General features: G+C 42.2%; 22 protein-coding genes and 1 riboswitch. Of the genes, 14 read left to right on the forward strand and 8 right to left on the reverse strand.

Translation table 11 applies throughout. The features are described 5' to 3' along the window. Positions 1-38: 38 nt before the first annotated feature. The 5 genes from I595_RS02950 to I595_RS02970 form a co-directional block, all read right to left on the reverse strand. Positions 39-578, reverse strand: a complete 540-nt coding sequence (locus tag I595_RS02950) for a DUF4252 domain-containing protein (protein WP_054557885.1) — start codon at positions 576-578, stop codon at positions 39-41. Between the two features lie 125 nt (positions 579-703). Then, positions 704-1,249, reverse strand: a complete 546-nt coding sequence (locus I595_RS02955; RefSeq protein WP_054557886.1) for a DUF4252 domain-containing protein — start codon at positions 1,247-1,249, stop codon at positions 704-706. 82 nt (positions 1,250-1,331) lie between these two features. Further along, positions 1,332-1,871 (reverse strand): DUF4252 domain-containing protein, encoded by a 540-nt coding sequence (locus tag I595_RS02960; RefSeq protein WP_054558027.1) that lies wholly within the window; start codon positions 1,869-1,871, stop codon positions 1,332-1,334. Positions 1,872-1,875: 4 nt separating this feature from the next. Further along, positions 1,876-2,331, reverse strand: coding sequence for a tetratricopeptide repeat protein (locus tag I595_RS02965; RefSeq protein ID WP_054557887.1), 456 nt, complete (start codon positions 2,329-2,331; stop codon positions 1,876-1,878). Further along, complete coding sequence (locus tag I595_RS02970; protein WP_054558028.1) at positions 2,318-2,827, reverse strand: RNA polymerase sigma factor; 510 nt, start codon at positions 2,825-2,827, stop codon at positions 2,318-2,320. Before I595_RS02970 ends, I595_RS02965 begins: the two co-directional genes overlap by 14 nt. Positions 2,828-3,003: 176 nt before the next feature. Here I595_RS02970 and I595_RS02975 point away from each other — a divergent pair, with 176 nt between their 5' ends. Further along, positions 3,004-4,473, forward strand: a complete 1,470-nt coding sequence (locus I595_RS02975) for a S41 family peptidase (RefSeq protein WP_054557888.1) — start codon at positions 3,004-3,006, stop codon at positions 4,471-4,473. Positions 4,474-4,533: 60 nt separating this feature from the next. On the opposite strand, the gene I595_RS02980 is transcribed toward I595_RS02975, so the two are convergent. Further along, positions 4,534-6,408: a TonB-dependent receptor plug domain-containing protein gene (locus I595_RS02980; RefSeq protein WP_054557889.1), complete on the reverse strand. Its 1,875-nt coding sequence runs from the start codon at positions 6,406-6,408 to the stop codon at positions 4,534-4,536. 67 nt (positions 6,409-6,475) lie between these two features. Then, positions 6,476-6,710, reverse strand: a riboswitch (cobalamin riboswitch). Between the two features lie 93 nt (positions 6,711-6,803). Between I595_RS02980 and I595_RS02985 the strand changes: the two genes are divergently transcribed. The 6 genes from I595_RS02985 to I595_RS03010 all read left to right on the forward strand — a co-directional run bounded on the left by I595_RS02985 (position 6,804) and on the right by I595_RS03010 (position 12,122). Next, positions 6,804-7,946, forward strand: a complete 1,143-nt coding sequence (locus I595_RS02985) for an ABC transporter substrate-binding protein (protein WP_054558029.1) — start codon at positions 6,804-6,806, stop codon at positions 7,944-7,946. Further along, a complete protein-coding gene (locus I595_RS02990) occupies positions 7,943-8,977 on the forward strand; it encodes a FecCD family ABC transporter permease (protein ID WP_054557890.1) in 1,035 nt (344 codons plus the stop codon). Before I595_RS02985 ends, I595_RS02990 begins: the two co-directional genes overlap by 4 nt. Before the next feature lies 1 nt (position 8,978). Next, positions 8,979-9,755, forward strand: a complete 777-nt coding sequence (locus I595_RS02995; protein ID WP_054557891.1) for an ABC transporter ATP-binding protein — start codon at positions 8,979-8,981, stop codon at positions 9,753-9,755. A 102-nt stretch (positions 9,756-9,857) separates the two neighbouring features. Further along, complete coding sequence (locus I595_RS03000; RefSeq protein ID WP_054558030.1) at positions 9,858-11,204, forward strand: DNA recombination protein RmuC; 1,347 nt, start codon at positions 9,858-9,860, stop codon at positions 11,202-11,204. Positions 11,205-11,209: 5 nt separating this feature from the next. Then, a complete protein-coding gene (locus I595_RS03005) occupies positions 11,210-11,578 on the forward strand; it encodes a hypothetical protein (RefSeq protein ID WP_054557892.1) in 369 nt (122 codons plus the stop codon). A 49-nt stretch (positions 11,579-11,627) separates the two neighbouring features. Beyond that, a complete protein-coding gene (locus I595_RS03010) occupies positions 11,628-12,122 on the forward strand; it encodes an acyl-CoA thioesterase (protein WP_054558031.1) in 495 nt (164 codons plus the stop codon). Here I595_RS03010 and pgl read toward each other — a convergent pair. After that, positions 12,117-12,827: a 6-phosphogluconolactonase gene (gene pgl / locus I595_RS03015; protein ID WP_054557893.1), complete on the reverse strand. Its 711-nt coding sequence runs from the start codon at positions 12,825-12,827 to the stop codon at positions 12,117-12,119. The genes I595_RS03010 and pgl overlap by 6 nt on opposite strands. 95 nt (positions 12,828-12,922) lie before the next feature. After that, a complete protein-coding gene (locus tag I595_RS03020; protein WP_054557894.1) occupies positions 12,923-16,087 on the reverse strand; it encodes a cytochrome c biogenesis protein in 3,165 nt (1,054 codons plus the stop codon). 131 nt (positions 16,088-16,218) lie between these two features. Here I595_RS03020 and I595_RS03025 point away from each other — a divergent pair, with 131 nt between their 5' ends. The 7 genes from I595_RS03025 to I595_RS17700 all read left to right on the forward strand — a co-directional run bounded on the left by I595_RS03025 (position 16,219) and on the right by I595_RS17700 (position 22,347). Continuing rightward, a complete protein-coding gene (locus tag I595_RS03025; RefSeq protein WP_054557895.1) occupies positions 16,219-16,980 on the forward strand; it encodes a Rossmann-like and DUF2520 domain-containing protein in 762 nt (253 codons plus the stop codon). Further along, entirely contained in the window at positions 16,964-17,491 is a 528-nt protein-coding gene (locus tag I595_RS03030) for a KdsC family phosphatase (protein WP_054557896.1), read from the forward strand. The genes I595_RS03025 and I595_RS03030 overlap by 17 nt, the downstream gene beginning before the upstream one ends. Beyond that, the gene (locus I595_RS03035) at positions 17,484-18,089 is read left to right on the forward strand and encodes a Maf family nucleotide pyrophosphatase (protein WP_054557897.1); all 606 of its coding nucleotides are present in this window, start codon (positions 17,484-17,486) and stop codon (positions 18,087-18,089) included. The genes I595_RS03030 and I595_RS03035 overlap by 8 nt, the downstream gene beginning before the upstream one ends. Before the next feature lie 25 nt (positions 18,090-18,114). Then, a complete protein-coding gene (locus I595_RS03040) occupies positions 18,115-19,059 on the forward strand; it encodes a hypothetical protein (protein WP_054557898.1) in 945 nt (314 codons plus the stop codon). Continuing rightward, positions 19,056-19,607, forward strand: a complete 552-nt coding sequence (locus tag I595_RS03045) for a mechanosensitive ion channel domain-containing protein (protein WP_054557899.1) — start codon at positions 19,056-19,058, stop codon at positions 19,605-19,607. The genes I595_RS03040 and I595_RS03045 overlap by 4 nt, the downstream gene beginning before the upstream one ends. Before the next feature lie 99 nt (positions 19,608-19,706). Continuing rightward, positions 19,707-22,241: a PIG-L family deacetylase gene (locus tag I595_RS03050; RefSeq protein WP_054557900.1), complete on the forward strand. Its 2,535-nt coding sequence runs from the start codon at positions 19,707-19,709 to the stop codon at positions 22,239-22,241. Next, complete coding sequence (locus I595_RS17700) at positions 22,219-22,347, forward strand: hypothetical protein (protein WP_262485526.1); 129 nt, start codon at positions 22,219-22,221, stop codon at positions 22,345-22,347. Before I595_RS03050 ends, I595_RS17700 begins: the two co-directional genes overlap by 23 nt. The last annotated feature ends 2 nt before the right edge of the window (positions 22,348-22,349 follow it).

Raw genomic sequence — 22,349 nt, forward strand, 5'->3', positions numbered from 1 at the left:
TTTTGGAACCGGGACCTATCATTAGTTTGGTTTAAGGACTATCCTTTTAGAAATTCACCAATTTCACCAAGGCCCTCCCCGTCAAAGTCAGATTGTTGTAGGGCCTGGATAAGCTGGACAATATGGGCCGGGTTCATATCCCTGCCTAGGACTCGTATCAATGCAAAACCCTTGTCATCACTATCCCCATAAATAATTACCTCGTCTATGGCATTGTCCTCACCCAGGTATTTTATTACTCCTTTACCATATTGGGTGTTAATCTTCATGAGTTCCACAAAGTCATCATCACGCAGTATTTGCTTTACCTTAGCGCGTTCCAAGGTATACTCCTCTTTGTTGGCATCCGTCATTTTAAATGCCAAAAGATTAAATTTTCTTAACGATTCCAACGCTTCCTGCTGGGTAGCGTTAAGCTGGTTGCTTTCAATTTTTAAAATACTGGCAGGAACATCGAGTGAAATAAAGTTAGAATTCTCTTTGTTGTCGATATAATACTCCTGTAAACTCTGCTGTGAGGCACAAGCTCCTAAACACAGGAGTACGGTGAGGAGCACAATTTTTATACTATTCTTCATGGTTTGTTGCTATTTTTTGTTTGTTGCATAGGTAGGCGGTTTAGCATACATGTTACATGAATTACCACAATAAAGATTGTTGTAAAAACGATAACTAAGTATAAAGTGACCTATTTTGCCACTTATTATTTGCCTTTTTCTATTTGATTCAACTCTTTGGGAAGGTTCATTTTGTTCACCAAGGAACCTACTTTGTCCAATTCTATATTTCCCGTCATGGTTAGCAGTACGGTCTCAATAGAACTATCGTTACCATCATTATCTTTTTTGTCAATTCCGGTAACGAACATCAACAATTCTTTTACCCTATTGGCGTTTCTACCTGTTTTAACGTAAAAACGAACATTGGTTTCACCGTCCCTAACCCGCATTAACTCTTCTAGGTTTTTCTGACGTACGTATTTTTTCATGGTCAAGGCCATATCCGCGGAAGCATTACCATTTTCTGATATAAATACCTTTATGCCATCTATGTGCTTCACCATCTCCAAAAACTCCTTGGTTTCCGCATCTTGGTCATCTGAGGACATATTGGCCACCAGTTCCAACAACCCCTTGTTAATGCTCAACGAAGCTACGTTTTCACTGTTTTCATACTTGTCAAACACGGTTTGGGAATACCCTGTGTAAGACAATAAGCTAATGGATAAGATTACAAATACTCTTCTCATGATTTTTGTTTTTTGATTGTTTTTGATTGATAAAATTGGTTGCCAGCCGGTTATTGGAGCAACAACCGGCCACCTTACCTTACTATTGTTTTTTGCCGGCCTCGTTCAAGGCTTCGGGCAAGTTCATTTTTTTTGTCAGTGAATTAATTTTGTTGAGGTCAATATCCCCGGTCAGGGACAGTAAGACGGTTTCAAACTTTCTACCATCGGCCTCTACCTCCTTTAAGCCAGTGATAAACATCAATAACTCACTAACATGGTCATCATCTTTACCTTCTTTGATATAGAACTTAACATTGGCATCTTTGTCCTTGATGCGCATTAATTCCGTTAGGGAGGATTTTTTAAGGTACCCGCTTACGGAAGACTTCATTTCTGCACCAATACGCTCATTATCCGTGGTAAAGACTTTTAAACTTTTTAAACTTGTGGCGATATCCACAAAGTCTTGGGCCTCTGGATCATCTACTTCAACATCTATTTTGGCCAACAGCCTAAACATACTCTCATTTACCACAATGGCGGTAACATCATCCAATTCCTCATATTTATCGAACAAGGATTGTGAAAAGCCCAATAAGGGGGCAACGGTCATAACTAGGATTACAATATTCTTTCTCATTTTTTTACTGATTTTCATTATTTAGAACTTTTTGTTTGGCCACTTCAAATTCTTGCAAATAGGCAATTTTTTCGGTGCCCTTTGCAAAGTTGGCCGCAATAAGGCTTAAGGCCTCTTTTGTTTGTTCATAGGCCAAACGCGCCTGTTTTTGCTCTTGGTAGTTGTTATAGGTGTCCGTACCAAAATACACCCCAAAGGACAGTACCACCGCAGCTGCTACGGAGACCCATCTGAAATTTAGCTTTCGTCTAGGTTTTATGGGTTCCGATCGTAAGTTGCCCTGTTCATACTGAACGGTTTTGGCTTGTTTAAAATAGTTGAACATGGGTCTGTATTGCTCCAGATGTGCCGCAACGGCATCTTGCTCAAAATACATGCGCAACTTTTTCTCTTCTGCTACCGTGGTGGTAGCTTCAAAATATTTTTCTAATAGCTCTTCTATATTGTTATGCGATTCCATAGCGGTGTTTTTGCATTAATTTTTCCCTTACCGTTTTTCTTGCCCTTGATAACGTAACCCTTACGGCGGTTGGTTTCATATCTAATAGTTCACAGATTTCGTCAAAATCATAATCCTCAACATCCCGTAATTGTAACACCATCTTTTGCTGTTCTGGCAGTTGGTCCATAATACGTTCTACCCAATTGACACTATCTTTTGCCTCTAATTGCCTTTGCAAAGCGGTTTGTTCATCCTTATAGTTGCTATGTACCAATTTTAAATTACCGGCCTGTTTGGACTTTAACCGGTCCAAACAAAAATTCTTGGTCATGGTCATGGCAAACGCTTCAACGCTTTTATAGGTAGACATGCTTTCACTTTTGGACCAGAGCTTCAATAAAATTTCCTGGGTGGCATCCTCCGCCTCTTCTTTGGAAATCAATAGCCTTTTGGCCATTCGGTACAGCTTGTCCCTAAAAGGCATTACCAAGTTTAAAAACTCCTTCTGTTGCATTTTTGGTTGTTCGTTGTATGTACATCCCAATGAGATGTACACTAGCATGACGATGTATGACGAATATTGTTACAAAAATTATTAAATATTAATTGTTGTAAGTATTTTAGGGGTTTTGGTACTATAATTGTTAATAGAACAAGGGTATTAGAAAGAGTTTCTTAAAAAAAAAGATGATGAAAAAGTTAATTTTTACGCTGGTTGCGCTGAGTTTATTGATTTCATGTAACAAGGATGATGATAACGTCATAGACAACCCCAACCAAAATTTACCTGAAAATTCGCCCGAAGTTGCCAACTTCCCAGTTCAAAATTTTATGTGGCGTGCCATGAACCTATGGTATTTCTGGCAAGAATCAGTTCCTAACCTGGCAGATGATAGGTTTTCTACAAATGCGGAGTATGCCACATTTTTAGCTTCTGCTGCGAGCCCCGCAGAATTCTACACAAGCTTACAATTTAATGAGGACCGTTTTAGTTTTGCTAATGAAGACTACACCACATTAGTGAACAATCTTGTTGGCATTTCTAAAAGTAATGGATTGGAATTTGGATTGGTAAGATTTGGTGAAGGAGAAGACATTTTTGGTTTTGTTCGCTACATTGTCGCCGGTTCTGACGCCTCTACTAAAAACATTAAAAGAGGCGATATTTTCACCAGAGTAGATGGACAACAGTTAAACCTTGATAATTATAGGAATCTGCTCTTTGGAGCAAATGATACGTATACCCTAGGGTTGGCAGAAATTGTAAACAATACCATAAACGATATTGAAACTGAAGTTAGCTTAACCAAAACGGAAGGTTTACAAGAAAATCCAGTACTGCTAAGTTCAGTATTGGAAGTCAACGGTGTTAAAATTGCCTATTTAATGTACAATGGTTTCAATAGGAACTTTAATGATGAACTAAATGAAGCTTTCGCCGGTTTTAATGCCGAGGGAGCATCTGAACTTATAGTAGATTTAAGGTATAACCCTGGAGGTTCCGTTAACACCTCAAGGTTGTTGGCCAGCATGATTTATGGCCCCAATACCAATGACCTATACATTAGACAGCGCTATAACGATAAAATTCAAGAGCAGCTTTCTGCGGCCCAGGTAGAAGACTTCTTTGCCAATAACGTAGATGGAGATGCATTAAATTCAATGAACTTGAGCAAAGTTTATGTCATTACCACCAATAGTTCTGCTTCTGCCAGTGAATTATTGATCAATGGGTTAGATCCGTATATTGAAGTCATCCAAATTGGAGAAACTACCAGAGGTAAAAATGAATTCTCGATTACCATGGTCGATGATCCCGAAAATAGTTTTATCTATAGCGAATCCAGGGAAAACCAAATAAATCCTGAGAACAGCTGGGCTATCCAGCCCCTTATTGGCAGGAATGAAAATGCCGCAGGTTTTTCCGATTATACATCGGGTCTTTTACCGGATGTATTTCTTGAAGAAGATATTACGAACCTTGGGGTTTTGGGAGATATCAATGAGCCGCTTCTGGCCAGGACGTTAGAACTGATTACGAGTTCCACGGGCAAGCGGAACTTTGAGGTGAAAATGCCTGCAAAATTGGTGAGCGAGTCCAAACTATTTACTCCGGTTAAAGATAATATGTGGCTAGATAAGCCCCTATCGTTTAAGTGATTCCTTTAAATAAAGAATCCCCATTTTAAAATAGAAAAGCGGCCAATGCCGCTTTTCCTTTTAAAGGCGCAAGTTCATCCCCAGCCGTACATTTCTCCCACGGGTGGTAAAGTTGCTTATTTCCAGATAATCTGCATTAAACAGGTTATCTATGGCAAAAAACAACCCTACACGGTCTGTAACGTCGTGTTTTGCGTAACAATTGACCAGACCAAATGCAGACAGCTCAACCGGGGAAAAGGTAGCAAAATCAATATCTGATCGGCTTGAAACATATTGGTAGGCCACGCTAAAAAAGCTGTCTTCATTTAAGGTATAGCCCATTTGGGCATTGATTTTACTTTGCGGTATCCTTAAGGCCAAATCGCTATCACTACTGGTAAACGTATAGTTGGCAGTAAGTTTAAAATCGTCCAAAAAATTAGCCTGTAATTCAACCTCAATACCCTCAAAATTCAAGGTTTCGGTTAAATTTTGATATTGACTCTCAAAAGTGTCCGGGTTAATGGTCACAAAATCAATGCGTCCCTCCTCTGCCCTATTAAAATACAACCCACTTATCCTAAACGCCTCTGATGGCCTGTACTCCACACCCGCTTCAATAGTGGTGTTTTCCTCTGGCCGCAAATCTGGATTTGGGCCAAAGGGACCAAATAACTGCGACAGGTTGGGAGCAATAAAAGAGGTAGCATAAGAGCTCAAAAATTTTAAATATCCATTTTCTGTTGGTAAGGTAAAGGAAGGGTTTAGATTATAAATGACAGTGCTGCCATACTCGCTATGGTTATTTAAGCGGGCACCAGCGTTAAGGTTAAGTCCAAAATCGCTCACATAAACTACATTGGCGTAAGGGTCTACCGTGGTCATATTTTGGATTTCTGAGAATAAGGTAACATTCTCAATAAGGTTTAATCCTACAATGGTATACCAGCTGTTGTTAAACGTATATTTATTAAATACATCAATGACCAGGGTCTCTGAATCAAAAGCTGACGGAAAGCTAGACTCAAAGCTTCTGGAAATCTGATTAAAAGCCATATTCAAATTGATACTGCCCTTGTTGTGGGTATAGACGGAATTGAGACCAAAGCGTGTCTGTTCACTGTCAAACCTAAAATCGGCATCCTCAACGGGAAAACCGTTATCAAAGTCGGAATCCAACTTATTATAAAAGGCCGAAGCCGTCATTTTAAATTTCCTACTAAACTGGTATCCCAGTTTTAGATTGCCGTCCAAACGAGAAAAAGCATCTTCCTCGCTACCAATGGCAGCGGAAAGGCCATTGGTAAACTGATGCCCAGCAGAGGCCAGTACCGTTAATTTGTCTTCTTTGGCCTGCAGGGTGACGGTATTGGAGAAATCTGAAAGATTGTAATTCTGGTCGTTTTGGGATTGGTTGGTTCCCATGCTAGAACTTAGCTGAAGGGAAATCCCCTCCTGCTCGGCAGACTTGGTGGTAATGTTAATGACCGCCGTTGCGGCAGAATTGCCATAGAGCGTACTGGCGGCACCTTTTAAAATTTCGATACGCTCTATTTGATTGATATTGAGTAGCCTTAAGTCATACTCTGCGTTGACACTTGAAGGATCTAGCACCTGAATGCCATCAATAATGACCAAAACCTGCCTATTGTTACCGCCCCGCGCAAAAACCGTCTGGTTCTGCCCTGCAAAACTCCGTGTACCGTTGACCTCAATACCGCTCTTGGTATTGATAACTTCTGCAACCGTCCTTCCTTGGTTTGCTGCCAGTTCCTCTGCACTAATGGTAATGACCGTTTTACCGCTGTTTTCCCTCTTAAGGGCAAAACGGGAATCGCTTACCACAACTTCATCAAGTTGCCTAACCATCGTGCTGTCTTTTGCTTGTTGTTGCGCACCCAATACCGCACAAGAACAGGTAGCGGCCCATAGGCCAAATCGTAATTTGTTCATGAATACATTGTTTCCTCGGAAAAATCCATAGGCTTCCCTATGTAAACTTTTATCCCGAAAGTTTAACATTTATTGTTTGAACCTGGCAGGTCTCCTGGCTTGTGATTTGCGCTTTACCTTCCCACCCCATGAAAGCTTCATGATACGGGCAGTGGTTTGAAGAAAGAGCAACCCGCTTTGAAAACGGGATACTGAAAAATGCTCAGTATATCTTTACAGTTGCGGGAACAGCTCCGGATTTTCACCGGATTCCCTTTTAATTGCATGCATCACCCATGCAAACCAAAATTCGAAGGCGAAGCTACGCATTTTGTTTACGCCATTCACCAATTTTAGCTAAATGATTTTTGTTTCTTTGCAGGGTTAGAAACCCAAAGGTATTATTGAAAACAACCATGAAAAAAATCTGGTCATTACTAGTGTTGATATTGATGGTGTTCTTTTCCTGCAAAGAGTCCAGCACAAAAAAAGAAGCCCAGAAACCTTTATCAAATCAAGTATCCCATGCACAGGGTTTTAGTATAGACCATAGGGAGACGTTTACCGTAATTACCGTGACCGATCCTTGGCCAAATGCCCAAAAATCCTTTTCCTACGCCTTTGTCCCAAAAGACGTCACTCTTCCGGTTTCCATCGATAGCACCAAATTTGATGCCGTGATCAGCACCCCCGTAGCGCATCTCGTAGTCACCTCTACCACCCACATACCGGCTTTGGAGGCTCTAGATGGCCTAGGTGCTCTAAAAGGTTTTCCAGACACAAAATACATTTCTTCCATGCCCGCAAGACAGTTGATCTCCAAGAATAAAATAAAGGAACTGGGCAATAATGAAAATTTGAACACGGAACTTGTACTGGAAATGCAACCAGAAGCTATTGTAGGCTTTGCCATCAACAATGATAACAGTACCTACCATTTGCTCCAAAAAGCAGGTATCCCTGTTTTGTTCAATGGAGATTGGACGGAACGCACACCTCTGGGCAAGGCGGAATGGATTAAGTTTTTTGGAGTTCTTCTGGGTCAGGAAAAAAAGGCGGACAGTATCTTTAACACTATTGCCAATGACTATAACAAAATTAAGGACCTAGCGGCTAAGGCATCCAAAAAGCCACAGGTACTTAGTGGTGCGCTTTACAAAGATGTTTGGTATGCCCCTGCAGGTAACAGTTGGGCGGCCAAATTTCTTGCAGATGCCAATGCAGATTACCTTTGGGCCAATACCAATGGGACCGGAAGTTTGTCCTTAAGTTTGGAAAGCGCACTGGATCAAGGAAAACAAACCGATTTTTGGATTTCACCCGCACAGTTCACTAGCTATAAGGACATGGAGGCCGCCAACAAACATTACGCACAGTTTAAGGCCTATAAGACCAAACAGGTATACAGCTTTGCCAAGACCGTTGGCCCTACTGGAGGGATGTTGTACTATGAACTGGCACCCCAGCGGCCAGATTTGGTATTAAAAGACTTAGTCCATATCCTGCACCCTGAACTCTTACCAAATTATGAACCGTATTTCTTTAGACCATTGGAATGAGTACGAGTAAAACGGCATATGGTTTTGAGTTTGGTCTGCTTATTTTGGTGCTACTGTCCTCATTTCTTTTAAGTGTAAGTTTGGGAAGCGTAAGTATCCCTTTTTCGGATACGATAAAAATACTTGTTGGCGGCACGGTGGAAAATACCTCATGGCGTTATATCCTAATGGACTATAGGTTACCTAAGGCGTTTACCGCAATTTTGGTAGGTGGCGGTTTGGCGGTAAGTGGTCTGGTGATGCAGACCTTATTTAGAAACCCTTTGGCAGGTCCGTTTGTATTGGGTATCAGCTCTGGGGCAAGCCTTGGGGCGGCAATGCTACTCATGGGTTCCGCCTTGTTTACTCGCTATATCTTCATGGAGACCGCCAATGATATTAGTATGTCCGTTGCCGCGAGCCTAGGCAGTTTTTTGGTGTTGTCCATTGTTGTGACCATGGCCAATAAAGTACGTGACACCATGACCTTACTCATTATCGGATTAATGTTTGGCAGTATTACGGCGGCATTGGTAAGCGTGCTTGCTTATTTTTCTGACGCCGCCCAGTTGCAACGCTTCATATTTTGGTCCTTTGGGTCTGTGGGAAGTTTGTCCTGGTCCCAAGTGGGCGTCCTTGCATGTACTGTGGCTGCTGGTTTAGTATGCGCAGTGCTTGCTATTAAAAGCTTAAACGCCTTGCTCATGGGAGAGCTTTATGCTAAAAGTCTTGGAGTACCTTTAAAAAAGTTCAAAACCTTAATTATTGTGGCCACAGGGCTTTTGGCTGGCGGGATAACGGCATTCGCGGGACCAATTGCCTTTGTAGGGCTTGCCGTTCCTCATTTAACGCGACAGCTCATTACCACTATGGACCATCGTATTTTAATTCCAGCGGTGTTTTTATATGGGGCAATTCTAATGCTCTTATGTGATACGGTTTCACAACTGCCCAACTCAGCAAAAGTATTGCCCATCAACGCCATCACATCCCTTATTGGGGCACCAGTGGTCATTTGGTTATTGGTCAGAAAAAGAAAACTTTTATTTTGATATGGATAAGCCTGTAAACGTTGTAACCAGTAAAGCCCTTGAAATTGGCTATGGCAAGACCACGGTGGCCAAAAATATCAATTTTAGTGTGGCAGCCGGGGAACTATGTGCCATTGTGGGTATCAATGGTATCGGAAAGTCCACCTTGCTCAGAACCTTGGGTCATTTACAACCTAAAATCAGTGGCGAAATTTGGCAAGATGCAGAACAAATAGAAGCGTTAAAACCAGAAGCATTGGCCAGGAAAATAAGTGTGGTGCTTACGGAACCCCTTGCCAGCAAAAACCTCTCCGTTGCAGAACTGATTGGCCTGGGCAGGCAACCATATACCAACTGGATCGGCAGCTTAACGGAAAAGGACAAACAGCACGTCCAAGCTAGTATGGCAGCCTTGGAATTAACTGGATTAAAAGAACGCAAATGTCATGAACTAAGTGATGGGCAATTGCAACGGGCGCTAATTGCGCGGGCCATGGCCCAGGATACACCTACCATCTTGCTGGACGAACCCACCTCCCATTTAGATTTACACCACAAGGTGCAGATTTTAAAACTTTTAAAGGAGTTGGCAGATAACCACCATAAGACCATAGTATTTACCACCCATGAAATAGATTTGGCCATTCAGTTATGCGATAAGATTTTGGTGCTTAATGGAAAGTCCAACCCTTTTGGAAAGCCCCATGAATTAATAGCCCAGGGTGCTTTTGATGCCATTTTCCCCTCAGAAACCATTCAATTTGATGCACAATCGGGTTCCTTCCGAATTAGAAAATAAACTGCTATTCCAAAAGGAACCAATAAAACATATTATGGTTTTTACATGCCCCACCATGGTGTTACCACACTTCATAGTATCTTTATCCAAGAAATACAGCGTATGAATCCTGAATTAATTTATTTATTGATTGCCCTGTTGGCGATGGCAGTTGGTGCGTTTTTGGGCATTTATATCCAAAAACTAAAAACAAAATCAACCGAAAGTGTTTGGGCAGAACGTGAGCAACAGCTACATACGTCCATTAAAGATTTAAACACCAAGTTATTACAGGTTGATGGGGAAAAACAACAGCTCATTTTGGAGCGGGAGCAAAAAAGCAACCAACTAGTGCGATATGAAGCGGAATTGGCTAACCTGCGGTTAAAAAATGAGGAATCCAAAGCAGAGGTAGAAAAATTACAAGAAAAATTCACCAAGGAATTTGAAAACCTAGCCAACAAAATATTGGATGAAAAAAGCAACAAGTTTACCGAGCAGAACCAAAAGAACATCAAGCAGATATTAAGTCCTTTACAGGAAAAGATTCAACTTTTTGAAAAAAAGGTAGAAGACACCCAAAAGGAAAATATCACCATACATTCCGCCTTAAAAGAGCAACTGCACCAACTACAAAACCAAAACCTGAAAATTACCCAAGAGGCGGAAAACCTGACCAAAGCCCTTAAAGGGGATAGTAAAATGCAAGGAAATTGGGGGGAACTGGTGCTGGAACGTGTTCTGGAAAAATCCGGATTGGAAAAGGACAGGGAGTATAACGTTCAACAGAGTTTTCAACGGGAAGATGGTTCACGGGTGCTCCCAGATGTGATCATTAATTTACCTGATGGCAAAAAAATGATAGTGGACTCCAAGGTCTCTTTAACGGATTACGAAAGATTTGTTAATGCAGATGAAGATACCAAAGAACAACACCTTAAAAATCACATCAATTCCCTTAGAAAACATGTAGAACAACTTTCTGCCAAGAAATACGAGGATTTGTATGAAATGGAAAGCCCTGATTTTGTATTGCTCTTCGTTCCCATAGAACCAGCCTTTGCCGTTGCCATTAACCAAGATAATTCCCTCTACAACAAGGCATTTGAAAAAAACATCGTTATTGTCACACCTGCGACGCTCTTGGCCACGTTAAGGACCATAGACACCATGTGGAACAATGAAAAGCAACAAAAGAATGCCCTTGAAATTGCAAGACAAGCTGGAGCTTTATACGATAAGTTTGAAGGGTTTGTGACAGACCTCACCAAGGTTGGCAAAAAAATGGACGAGGCAAAAACAGAGTACCGTGGCGCCATGAACAAATTGGTGGAAGGCCGCGGCAATATTGTTACCAGTATTGAAAAACTGAAAAAAATGGGGGCTAAAGCTAAAAAATCCCTTCCTGAACCCATTTTAAAACGGGCAGAGCCCCAGGATACCATAGAAGAACCTAAATTGAAATTATAGAATAAATGCGCAAGGTTATATTTTTATTGTTATCGGCGGCACTGCTGGGAATGGCAGGGTATTTTGCCTTTATTTATTATGTCCCTTTCAGCGAGGGCTACCGTTCTGGGGAATTGATCAAATTTAGCCGTAAAGGAGTTTTGGCCAAAACATGGGAAGGAGAGATCAGTAAGGGTATATCCGGGGCACAGATATTTCATTTTTCTGTTGAAGATGGAGAAAAGGAAGTGATTCAAGAGCTCAAAAAGCTACAAGGACAGTACGTAAAAGTGACGTACAAGGAACGTTATGGAACCTTCTTTTGGCTTGGGGACACTAAACATTTTATTATTGAAGTAACTCCAGAAAAATCTCCACATTTTGGAAACCGATAAAAAGCTATTTAAATCCCCAGAGGAATCACGGGTCTCCATCACCGAATTAATGCAACCTTCGCACTCTAATTTTGGGGGCAAGGTACATGGAGGGTATATCCTAAGCCTCATGGATCAAATAGCGTTTGCTTGCGCCTCCAAACATTCACAGCGATACTGCGTTACGGCTTCGGTCAACCGTGTAGATTTTCTAAATCCTGTGGAGGTAGGGGATTTACTCACCCTAAAGGCATCCATCAATTATACGGGAAAAACCTCTATGGTCGTTGGGGTGCGGGTAGAATCTGAAAATGTCATCACGGGGAAAAAGACCCACTGCAACTCCTCTTATTTGACTATGGTGGCAAAAGCGGAAAATGGCGGGAACAGCCCAATTCCGGGACTTTTAATTACCACAAAAAATGAAATGCGACGCTTTGCCAGAAGTAAGGAACGTAAGCAATCTGCCTTTGACCGTGATTCTAAGTATGACAACAATAATTTCCGACCCCAAGATTACCTGCAGTTCTTGGAAGGTGAAAACCTTAAGCTGGACCTACTATAGTTGGGAAGCGGCAGCCTTATCCATAAACCAACTTAGTCTACCGGATTTTGGCTGTACCAAACTGGCTGGATAGCGCTCGTATCCCTTCGCTTTCTTTTGGATGATGCGCGCTTTTTCCGCCTTTGCCCCGCCTGTAACCAAAAACACCACCTCTTTGGCCCGGTTGATTACGGTACCGGTGATACTAATCCTTTTTTGAGCGGTTTCCGGATGTCTGGCCACAACACAATGGTCTGCAGCCTCCCACAGGCTTATTTCATCGGGAAAAATGGAGGCGGTGTGCCCGTCATCTCCCATACCCAAGATAACCATGTCAAATTGGGGAACGCCATCCACGCGGTCCAAATTAATTTCCAACAGATTGGCATAGCGCATGGCCTCTCCTTTAGCATCATTCTCTCCCAGAATTCTATGGATGTTTTCCCTAGGGACCTCAATTTTGGAAAACAAGTGGTCCATGGTCATTTTATAATTGCTCTGTTCATCGGTAGGAGGCACACAACGCTCATCTCCCCAATAGAAATGGATGGTGCTCCAGTCTATTTTTTCTCCGTACTCTTTGGCCAACACATCAAAAATGAGCTTTGGCGTACTTCCGCCAGAGAGCGCGAGATGAAATTCTTTCCTTCCCTTGACCGCATGGGCAAAATAGGAAGCAAATTCTTGGGCAACGTCTTGCCTATCCGGATATATATTTACTTTCATCTCTCTTTAATTTTAATATGGTTAGATGGGTATGCCATCATCCGATCATGACCTTTGAACAGACATGGAAAAGCCTACCATTACATAGGCCAGAATCATTTTTTTGCATAGTTCACCTTGTATCGCCATAGGCTCAAACCGCCCAACACCAAAACACCTAATACAGCATACCAAACAAATGAAGGAGTAATTACCTGATCACCACTGGCATAACTGTGTAATCCAACAAGGTAGAAATTTACCCCAAAATAGGTCATCATAATGCTGGCAAAGGCTACCACACTGGCAAAATTGAACAACCAACTACTTCTCATACCGGGTACCAAGCGCATATGGAGTACAAAAGCGTAGATCATAATGGATATCAATGCCCAAGTTTCCTTAGGGTCCCAGCCCCAATAACGCCCCCAGCTTTCATTGGCCCATTGCCCGCCCAAGAAGTTCCCTATGGTCAACATAATCAAGCCAACCGTCAACGAAAGTTCATTAATAATGGTCAGTTCTTTTAGGTTGAGTTCCATACGCTTTTTATTCTTCTTATTGGTCAATAAAATAAGAATAAGACAGACCACCCCTAAAATCATCCCTACGGTAAGCGGACCATAACTCCCTACAATTACGGCAACGTGGATCATTAACCAATAACTATCCAGAACGGGTTGCAAATTGGCTATGGAAGGATCTACCCAACTCTGGTGGGCTATCCATAATAACATGGAAGTGACAAAGGCGCTGGCGGCAATGGTCATCTCACTCTTGCGCCCAAAGGCAAGGCCCATGGCCATGGTGGCCCAGGAGACGTATAAGATACTTTCATAAGCATCGCTCCAAGGAGCGTGGCCAGAAATATACCAACGTAAGATCAATCCCGCTGTATGCCAGATAAACATCAGGATAATGGTCCCTTTTAAGAAGTAACTGCCCACGCTCCAAATTTCCCGATCCTTAAAAATCTTGAATACCAAAATAAAGAACAACAAGGCCCCAACAAGAACATAATATTGGTATAAGCGGTTAAAAATATCCAACTTGTTGTAAATAATTTCAGTGGCTATTTTTTTGTCCGATGGGAGTACCTCCGACCCATGGTTCTTTTGGTTCTGTTTAAAGGCCTCCAATAATTTATCGGCTTCCGTGTAATCGTTGGTTACTATGGCCTTACGTACCGTATTTAAATAATATGGAAGGCCATTGTTCATGAAATTGGCGTAAAGGGAATCTGAGACCTGAAAGTCCCCACTCCTAAATTCCAGGGGTGAAATCCATTTGTTGTTCTCATCATTTAACAAGGGAAATATCTTAACAATACCACCGCTCAACGCCAAGTTTAAAAGTGCCAAACGTTCGTTGACCTTTTTAAAATCCTTCTGAAAATTATTGGGATTGTTGGTAGACGTAGCCTCCTCCATATAAGGCTTTAGCTTGTACATTCCTGTGGCATCAAAGAAATCCGTTGCCTTCACAAATTTCTGTTTGGCGGGCACACCCACAATTTCCCGGATACTGTCATTTTCCTTTTTGCCCAAGTATATGAACTCGGTATTGTACCAAGCGGGCGGATTTAACATCATGGAGATGAACACTTGATCTGGGTTCATTCCCTTAAATTCGTTCTTACCGCTTAATTTTCGCAACAGCTCAGAAGAGAAGGTGTGTATGGGTTTCATCCTGCCGCCTTCGTCTTGTATGACCAAGGCACCAAACTTATCTGAGTGTTCTTTGCTGACCGTTGTGGACGCCAATACGGAATCTATTTGGGCCTTTGTTGGCAAGCGACTATCATGCTCATGATTCTCTTGGGCCTGCAAGCCTAACAAGCCAAATAAAAGCAATCCGGAACTTAACGCCGCTTTTTTCTTTTTTACTTTTCCAAGGGATTTGGCAAGTTCTTTAAACCTTGTTTTTCCAAAGAACATGATACCCATTAAACCTGCATAGAGTAAAAAGTAGCCAACATACGTTATCCAGGTCCCCCATTGGTCATGGTTTACAGATAGTACGGTACCCTTCTCATCTGGGTCAAAGCTAGCCTGAAAAAAACGATAGCCCCTGTGGTCAAGCACATGATTCATAAAAATATCGTAGTCAAAGGGTTGCTCATCCTCAACGGTAACCTTGCTCATGAACGATTTGTAGCTAGCCTCTGTACCTGGATATTTTTCGGCGATGAAATCATTAAGTTTCATGTGAAAAGGCAGTTCGTAAATTTTTGAACCATAAGCCAATGCAAAATCCAACCCTCCAACTTGAAACTTATCACTGAACTCAGCCGTACCCTTACTGCCCAATAATCTCTTTTCAATGGTCTCCCCATTAGAGGTCACGGAAACCACCAGGGCATCCAAGGTTTGTTTTGTAATTTCCGCTTCCGGCACCTTAACTACACCATACTTGCCTTTTATCAGTGGTTCCGGAATCACAAATTGCATGTTGGCCATGTTGTACAGCGATCGCAACTGCAATTGTTGTAAACTGTCCTTGGCAACCTGTCCTTTAAACTGATCGGCCATACGCATAAAATCGCCCTCAAATGGGGTAGAAATCATGTAGGTACTGTCTGAGGTAAAAATATTGATGGCGCCGTCCGTTTGTGCATTTAGTGCAAACAGCACATTATGAATGCTTGCCACTTCGCCGTCTTCCAAATAATGCTCATGCCGCTGTCCGTCTCCAGCCTCCACTATTTTTAGATAGTTCTTGCCATTTTCATCCGGAATCAAGCCTTCTTTTGCCCCCCTAATAAAACCTTTATAGGCAATGGTGAACGGTTGTCCGTTAAAATCCTCTTGCCACGGCAGGTTACTTCGCTTGCCTTCCGGAGTTACCAAAATTGGATGCTGCAAGGTCTTTCGCATCATCTGTCCATTTAAATCCCCATCTACATAAGCCGTCAGGTAGGTCTTATCAGAATAAAAGACATTTTCTGATGCCCCTTCCCTAATGGGCATCATGCCTTCATAACTGATGTATCTGGTCACAAATGCACCAACAATAATGAGTATCCAAGATAAGTGTAAGGTTAATACCGGCCATTTTTTCCATTGCAACAATTTGTACCTGTAAATGTTGCCCACAAAATTTATGACAAAGAATACCATGATCACTTCAAACCATCTGGCATTGTAAATATAAATTCTCGCGGTATCGGTACTGTAGGCACTTTCAACAAAGGTGCCCACTCCCATAGCGGCTGCAAAAACCAAGAAGAGCACGGCCATTAACTTTGTGGAGAAAAGGGACTTTTTAAGTAACTCTAACATAGGCGTGGGTCTTTGGCTTGCAAAAATAGTGCCTTTAAAGTGATTTCCATGGCCTTAGACAGCAAGAAAAGATTGAACAAAATTGTTAATTATTTATAAATGACACTCACATCAAGTTTGTACTTTTGGGTATGCTTTCAGTAGTGATTTTAGGCACCGGGAATGTGGCTTTTCATTTAGCCAAAGTTTTGAGCTCCAATAATAGCGTGGAATTGCTCCAGGTTTATGGCAGAAACAAGACCAAGCTCCAGGCATTTGAGCCCTTTTGCGATACTACGGACAACCTTGGTAAACTAGCGGCCGCAGCGATATACCTGGTTGCCGTAAGCGATGGGGCCATTACAGCGCTTACACAACAATTGGCCGGTTTGGATGGTGTCGTGGCACATACCTCTGGAGCGGTATCCCTAGAAGTAATTGATCATCCGCGGCCCGGGGTATTTTATCCCTTACAAACGTTTACCAGGGACAAAAAAATACCATTTGCAGAGGTCCCCATTTGTTTAGAGGCAAGGCATCCCAATGACCTTAGGCTACTTGCCCAATTGGCGGGGAAGCTTTCTGGGGCAGTTCACCGCATAGATTCCGCTCAAAGAAGGCAGTTACATCTTGCCGCTATTTGGGTAAATAATTTTACCAACCATTTGCTGTACATTGGGCAACAACTGTGCGAGGAAAAAGGACTTTCGTTTTCCCTTCTACAGCCATTAATTCAAGAAACCGTGGATAAAATACAGCAATTATCCCCAAAAGAGGCACAGACGGGGCCGGCTCGCAGACGGGATGTCCAGACGATACAAACACATTTGGATATCTTGGAAGCACCCCTACAAAAAAAAATATATCAATTGTTAAGCGAATCCATCAAATCAACCTATGAAAAAGAGTTATAAAGAATTTTTAAGCCAGATAGACACCTTTATTTTTGACGTGGACGGTGTATTTACAGATGGTTCCGTGCTTATAGATACCAAAGGTGAAATGCTTAGAAAGATGAACGTTAAGGATGGCTATGCCCTAAAAACTGCATTGGACAAAGGGTATCGCGTCTGTATTATCTCTGGCGGAACCAACGAAGGGGTTAGGCAGCGTTTTAAGGGATTGGGGGTGACGGATATTTACTTGGGGGCGCACCATAAAATGGATGCCCTGGAGGAATATATGGATATTTACAACATTACACACGGGCAGATGCTGTATATGGGTGACGATCTCCCAGATATACCTCCCATGCAACATGTTGCCTTGGCCTGCTGTCCCCAAAACGCCGTGCCAGAGGTAAAAGCGGTGAGCGATTACATTAGCCATAAAAACGGGGGCGAAGGCTGCGTTAGGGATGTGTTGGAGCAGGTATTAAAAGTGCGCGGCGACTGGAATTCTAATTTTAGTGCTGCAAATGATTAAAAATCCACTGGCAGATAAATTAACAGGCTACCAATTGGTCCTGGCATCTGGCTCCCCAAGGAGACAACAATTTTTTAGGGACTTGGGGATAGACTTTATCATCAGGATCAAGGAAGTGGATGAGGTATACCCGCCGAATCTCAAAGGAGGTGATATTGCCGATTATCTCGCTATTCTCAAAGCTGCCCCACAAATTGATGGTTTGGAAGGAAACGAAATTTTAATCACCTCGGATACCGTGGTCTGGCATGACAATGCCTCTTTGGCCAAAGCACAAGACAGAACCGAAGCCATAAAAATGCTTCAAAAACTATCGGGTACTTGGCATCAGGTCATTACATCGGTCTGCTTTACTACCCATCACCTTCAAAAAATAATCCGGGACACCACATGGGTAAAGTTTAATCCCATCAGCGAGACGGAAATATCCTTTTACGTAGATAAATACCAACCGTATGACAAAGCCGGTGCCTATGGCATCCAAGACTGGCTGGGCGCCGTTGCCATCGAACGGATAGAAGGCTCCTATAATACAGTGGTCGGGCTACCTACCCATCAGGTTTATAAAACGTTAATGGATATGGTCAGCCAAGGATAATGGACTAATTTTATAAAAAAATCACATGAAAAGTCACATAAACATCATATCCATAGTCTTTTGTTTCTTCTTTATCCTTGGCAACCTTTTTAGTTGTAAAGAGCAACCAAAAAAGTTGGAATCCAAAGAGATGGCATTACATACCGCGGCAAACGTTGCGAATATCCCTCCAAAACGGAACTTGAGCCAAGAGTTTAAAAAATATTGGTATTCAGGTGATGCAGAAATCACCTCCTACACTTTAGAACAAGAACGTTACGGAGAATTGCGTAACGGTACCGCGGTATTGATTTATGTTACGGAACCTTTTTTGCCGGAGGAACAGGTTAAAGCGGATGGTAACCACCAAGATAACGTTCCCGTACTGAAACTTAATGCCACAAAAAATTACCTTACCGGTATTTACCCCTACTCCATCATGAGCAGTACTTTTTACCCTGTGCATGATAACCAACATGCCTTAAAGAGTAGCTTATCGGTTCAAGAATGGTGCGGACATGTTTATGCCCAGCTCAATAACCGTGATAAATTTGAGTTTATCCAACACTCCTACTTTGAAGGCGAGGCGGATGAAACATATTCCATGGATAAAGCCTGGCTTGAAAATGAAATCTGGACCAAAATCAGGATACATCCTAAAGGATTGCCTACTGGAACGATAACCATGGTCCCTTCATTGGAGTATTTTAGGGTAAAACATGCAGATGTGCAGGCCATGGAAGCCATAGCCACATTAGAGGTTAATGGGGACATTAGCACATATACCGTAGCTTACACCAATGACTCCAGAAAATTGACCATTAATTTTAGTACCGATTTTCCGCATTCCATTGAAAGTTGGACCGAGGCATATAATTCCAGAGACAAAAAAATGATTTCCAGGGGCGTAAAAATGAAATCCCTTAAAACACCGTATTGGGGTCAAAACTCCAATGCATTCCTTCATTTAAGAGATAGTCTTGGTCTATGAACAATGCAGCAGAGGCATTAAGGGAACACCAATATGAGCTTTGGGCAACCGTGGTTGTTCTATTGGTTTTCTTGCTATTACGGTTTATTGTACTAAAAACCATTAGAAGAATTGGATCTCGATCCTTGATCAATGTGGCCAGAACTAAATTAATCAGCAGATACCTGTCTTTTGGCCTGGCGATGCTCCTAGGTATTGCCCTTGTTTTTATTTGGGGGGTAAATATCCGTGATATTGCGTTGGTGGTCTCCTCCATTTTTGCTGTGTTGGGGGTGGCACTCTTTGCCACCTGGTCCATTCTAAGTAATTTAACATCGGGTATTATTCTTTTTTTCTATTTCCCGTATAAAATTGGTGACCGAATCCGTATACAAGACAAAGATTTTCCTGATGAAGCCTTGATTTTAGATATACAGGCCTTTAATATCAATCTGCTAAAAGACAATGGGGAGCTGTTGACCTACCCCAATAATCTGTTATTGCAAAAGGGGGTTGTACTAGTGGAAAAGCAAACGGAAACCTTGTCAGCGGCAGAGCAAGACGCTTAAGCTGTTAAACAAAGTTTAATTCCGTTTTGCTAGGGGTGAATCTTGTTATCTTTGGTACTAGTGCCATGCACTATATCACTAACTAAAAAACCACCTAAAATGCAGAATATACGTGCATTCGCATGCTTGTTGCTCCTTGCCTGCACCATCTCTACAGCGCAAAAGCCAAAACAGTTAGGGGCCTCAGAGATTTACCACGAAATTAAAAAGTTGAATTTTTTGGGTTCTGCCCTTTTTGTAGCTGCGCATCCAGATGATGAAAACACCAGACTTATCGCCTACCTATCCAATGAGGTAAAAGCCAATACCACCTATTTATCCCTAACCCGAGGGGATGGAGGCCAAAACCTTATTGGCCCTGAACTTCGTGAACTTTTGGGTATGTTAAGGACACAAGAATTGTTGGCGGCCAGAAGGGTAGACGGCGGACAGCAAAGGTTTACGAGGGCCAACGATTTTGGATTTTCCAAACATCCAAAAGAAACCTTTACCATTTGGGATAAGGAGAAGGTTTTAGCAGATGTGGTCTGGGCGATTAGGCAATTAAAGCCGGATGTCATCATCAATAGATTTGACCATAGAAGCGCAGGGTCTACCCATGGGCACCACACCGCATCTGCCATGCTTGGGTTTGAGGCATTTGATTTGGCCAATGACCCAAATTCCTATCCGGAACAATTGGTGAACGTAGAAACCTGGCAACCCAAACGATTGTTTTTTAACACCTCTTGGTGGTTTTATGGGAGTAGGGAAAAATTTGAGGCGGCAGATAAAAGTAATCTTACCAAATTGGATGTAGGTGTTTTTTATCCAGAATTAGGTATCTCCAATAATGAAATTGCCTCATTGGCAAGCAGCCAACATCTATGTCAAGGTTTTGGCAGGATAACCACCAGAGGCAGCCAGGATGATTATGTGGAATTTCTAAAAGGAGAACCGCTTAATGGTAGCACCAACCTTTTTGAAGGCATTAATACGAGCTGGTCCAGAATAGAGGGCGGAAAGAAAATTGGGAATATTCTTCACCAGATAGAGGCCAACTTTAATTTTAAAGACCCATCTGCCCACGTAAAAGATTTGGTAAGCGCCTACATCTTACTGCAACAGGTTAAGGACGAACACTGGAAAAATAGAAAATCGGCTCATCTCAAGGATATTATTTTAGCGTGCTCCGGATTATTTTTGGAGGCAAATGCCAGCCAAGCTTCCGCAACCCCAGGAGAAACCTTGGACATTGATTTTGAGCTTTTAAATAGAAGTGCCGCGGATATCACATTAAAGAGCATTGCCATCACCAATTCCAAAAGTAAGCTGCAGCCTAAAATAAGCTTGGTGAACAATGATAAACAAAACCTGAAGTTATCGTTTTCCATTCCAAAGGACACGCCTTACACCAATCCCTATTGGTTAAATACTAGCGGTAGTTTGGGTCTGTATGAGGTAGAAGATACAAATTTAATCGGATTACCGGAAACCCCTGAAGCATTTACGGCAACATTCTTACTATCTTTCTATGGAACCGATATTTCTTTTGAAAAGCCGGTTTACCATAAGTATTCCAAACCAGATAAAGGAGAGCTATTTGAACCCTTTGTAGTGCTGCCCAAAGTCACGGCCAACTTTGTGGACGATGTACTTATTTTTGCCAACGGCGAACCAAAACAGGTAGCACTGGCCATCAATGCAGGCAAAAATGACGTTACGGGCATGGCGGCATTGCAAATACCAAAAGGCTGGGAGGTGCATCCTGCGGCCATCAATTTTTCAATTTCCCAAAAAGGAGAAACGCAGACCGTATATTTTGAGGTGACCCCTCCTTCCGGTGAAAGTGAGGGTTTTTTATATCCAAAATTGACCGCGGAAGGGAAACTTTTTGATAAGGCACTAATAGAAATCACTTATGACCACATTCCAAAACAATCTATTTTATTGCCTGCAAAGGCCAAAGTAGTGCGGCTAAACATCCAAAAAAGTGGGGAAAATATTGGGTACATTGTAGGTGCAGGGGATAAAGTACCAGAAAGCTTACAACAAATTGGTTATAACGTACAGACCATTAACGTTTCAGAAATTGAGGCGGGAAGTTTGGACAAATATGACGGGATTGTTTTAGGGATTAGGGCTTATAACGTCATTGAGGAGTTAAAATATAAACAAAGCCTGCTTTTTGAGTACGTTAAGAACGGTGGTAATATGATCGTGCAGTATAATACCGCTAACCGATGGAGAAATCAGTTCGAAAATATTGCACCCTACCCCCTCACCCTGTCAAGGGACCGGGTAACCAATGAAGAGGCCACGGTCACCATCCTTGCCAAGGACCATCCGGTCGTGAATTTTCCAAATGTGATAGGCAGTAAGGATTTTGAGGGTTGGGTACAAGAACGTGGGCTTTACTTTCCCAACGCCTGGGATGCCAACTTTACCCCAATCTTGTCCATGAATGATGAGGGAGAGTCCCCTAAGCAAGGTAGTTTACTCATTGCACCCTATGGGCAGGGTAACTACATCTATACTGGCCTGAGTTTTTTTAGGGAACTTCCCGCTGGGGTATCCGGGGCTTACAAACTCTTCGCAAATATGCTATCTTTAGGCAAAGCAAAAATTGAGCATGAAGAAAATATCAAAGGATAACAAATTAGGTTCCCCATATACTTGGAAAAAGGAATACACCTTGGTCATTGTCTTGAACACCCTCTACATTTTAATTTTTGCCTACATCATGAAAGCTAATATTTAAAC

The sequence above is a fragment of the Croceitalea dokdonensis DOKDO 023 genome (assembly GCF_001306415.1).
GTDB lineage: Bacteria > Bacteroidota > Bacteroidia > Flavobacteriales > Flavobacteriaceae > Croceitalea > Croceitalea dokdonensis.

What these genes read in the sequence shown, in the direction of transcription:
- I595_RS03010 (WP_054558031.1), top strand. Translation starts at nt 11,628, where the DNA reads ATGCAACCTTCGCACTCTAATTTTGGGGGCAAGGTACATGGAGGGTAT.
- pgl (WP_054557893.1), bottom strand. Translation starts at nt 12,827, where the DNA reads ATGAAAGTAAATATATATCCGGATAGGCAAGACGTTGCCCAAGAATTT.
- I595_RS02975 (WP_054557888.1), top strand. Translation starts at nt 3,004, where the DNA reads ATGAAAAAGTTAATTTTTACGCTGGTTGCGCTGAGTTTATTGATTTCA.
- I595_RS02965 (WP_054557887.1), bottom strand. Translation starts at nt 2,331, where the DNA reads ATGGAATCGCATAACAATATAGAAGAGCTATTAGAAAAATATTTTGAA.
- I595_RS03035 (WP_054557897.1), top strand. Translation starts at nt 17,484, where the DNA reads ATGATTAAAAATCCACTGGCAGATAAATTAACAGGCTACCAATTGGTC.
- I595_RS03030 (WP_054557896.1), top strand. Translation starts at nt 16,964, where the DNA reads ATGAAAAAGAGTTATAAAGAATTTTTAAGCCAGATAGACACCTTTATT.
- I595_RS02960 (WP_054558027.1), bottom strand. Translation starts at nt 1,871, where the DNA reads ATGAGAAAGAATATTGTAATCCTAGTTATGACCGTTGCCCCCTTATTG.
- I595_RS02970 (WP_054558028.1), bottom strand. Translation starts at nt 2,827, where the DNA reads ATGCAACAGAAGGAGTTTTTAAACTTGGTAATGCCTTTTAGGGACAAG.
- I595_RS17700 (WP_262485526.1), top strand. Translation starts at nt 22,219, where the DNA reads ATGAAGAAAATATCAAAGGATAACAAATTAGGTTCCCCATATACTTGG.
- I595_RS03020 (WP_054557894.1), bottom strand. Translation starts at nt 16,087, where the DNA reads ATGTTAGAGTTACTTAAAAAGTCCCTTTTCTCCACAAAGTTAATGGCC.
- I595_RS02955 (WP_054557886.1), bottom strand. Translation starts at nt 1,249, where the DNA reads ATGAGAAGAGTATTTGTAATCTTATCCATTAGCTTATTGTCTTACACA.
- I595_RS02985 (WP_054558029.1), top strand. Translation starts at nt 6,804, where the DNA reads ATGAAAAAAATCTGGTCATTACTAGTGTTGATATTGATGGTGTTCTTT.
- I595_RS02995 (WP_054557891.1), top strand. Translation starts at nt 8,979, where the DNA reads ATGGATAAGCCTGTAAACGTTGTAACCAGTAAAGCCCTTGAAATTGGC.
- I595_RS03050 (WP_054557900.1), top strand. Translation starts at nt 19,707, where the DNA reads ATGCAGAATATACGTGCATTCGCATGCTTGTTGCTCCTTGCCTGCACC.
- I595_RS03025 (WP_054557895.1), top strand. Translation starts at nt 16,219, where the DNA reads ATGCTTTCAGTAGTGATTTTAGGCACCGGGAATGTGGCTTTTCATTTA.
- I595_RS03040 (WP_054557898.1), top strand. Translation starts at nt 18,115, where the DNA reads ATGAAAAGTCACATAAACATCATATCCATAGTCTTTTGTTTCTTCTTT.
- I595_RS02990 (WP_054557890.1), top strand. Translation starts at nt 7,943, where the DNA reads ATGAGTACGAGTAAAACGGCATATGGTTTTGAGTTTGGTCTGCTTATT.
- I595_RS03045 (WP_054557899.1), top strand. Translation starts at nt 19,056, where the DNA reads ATGAACAATGCAGCAGAGGCATTAAGGGAACACCAATATGAGCTTTGG.
- I595_RS02980 (WP_054557889.1), bottom strand. Translation starts at nt 6,408, where the DNA reads ATGAACAAATTACGATTTGGCCTATGGGCCGCTACCTGTTCTTGTGCG.
- I595_RS03000 (WP_054558030.1), top strand. Translation starts at nt 9,858, where the DNA reads ATGAATCCTGAATTAATTTATTTATTGATTGCCCTGTTGGCGATGGCA.
- I595_RS03005 (WP_054557892.1), top strand. Translation starts at nt 11,210, where the DNA reads ATGCGCAAGGTTATATTTTTATTGTTATCGGCGGCACTGCTGGGAATG.
- I595_RS02950 (WP_054557885.1), bottom strand. Translation starts at nt 578, where the DNA reads ATGAAGAATAGTATAAAAATTGTGCTCCTCACCGTACTCCTGTGTTTA.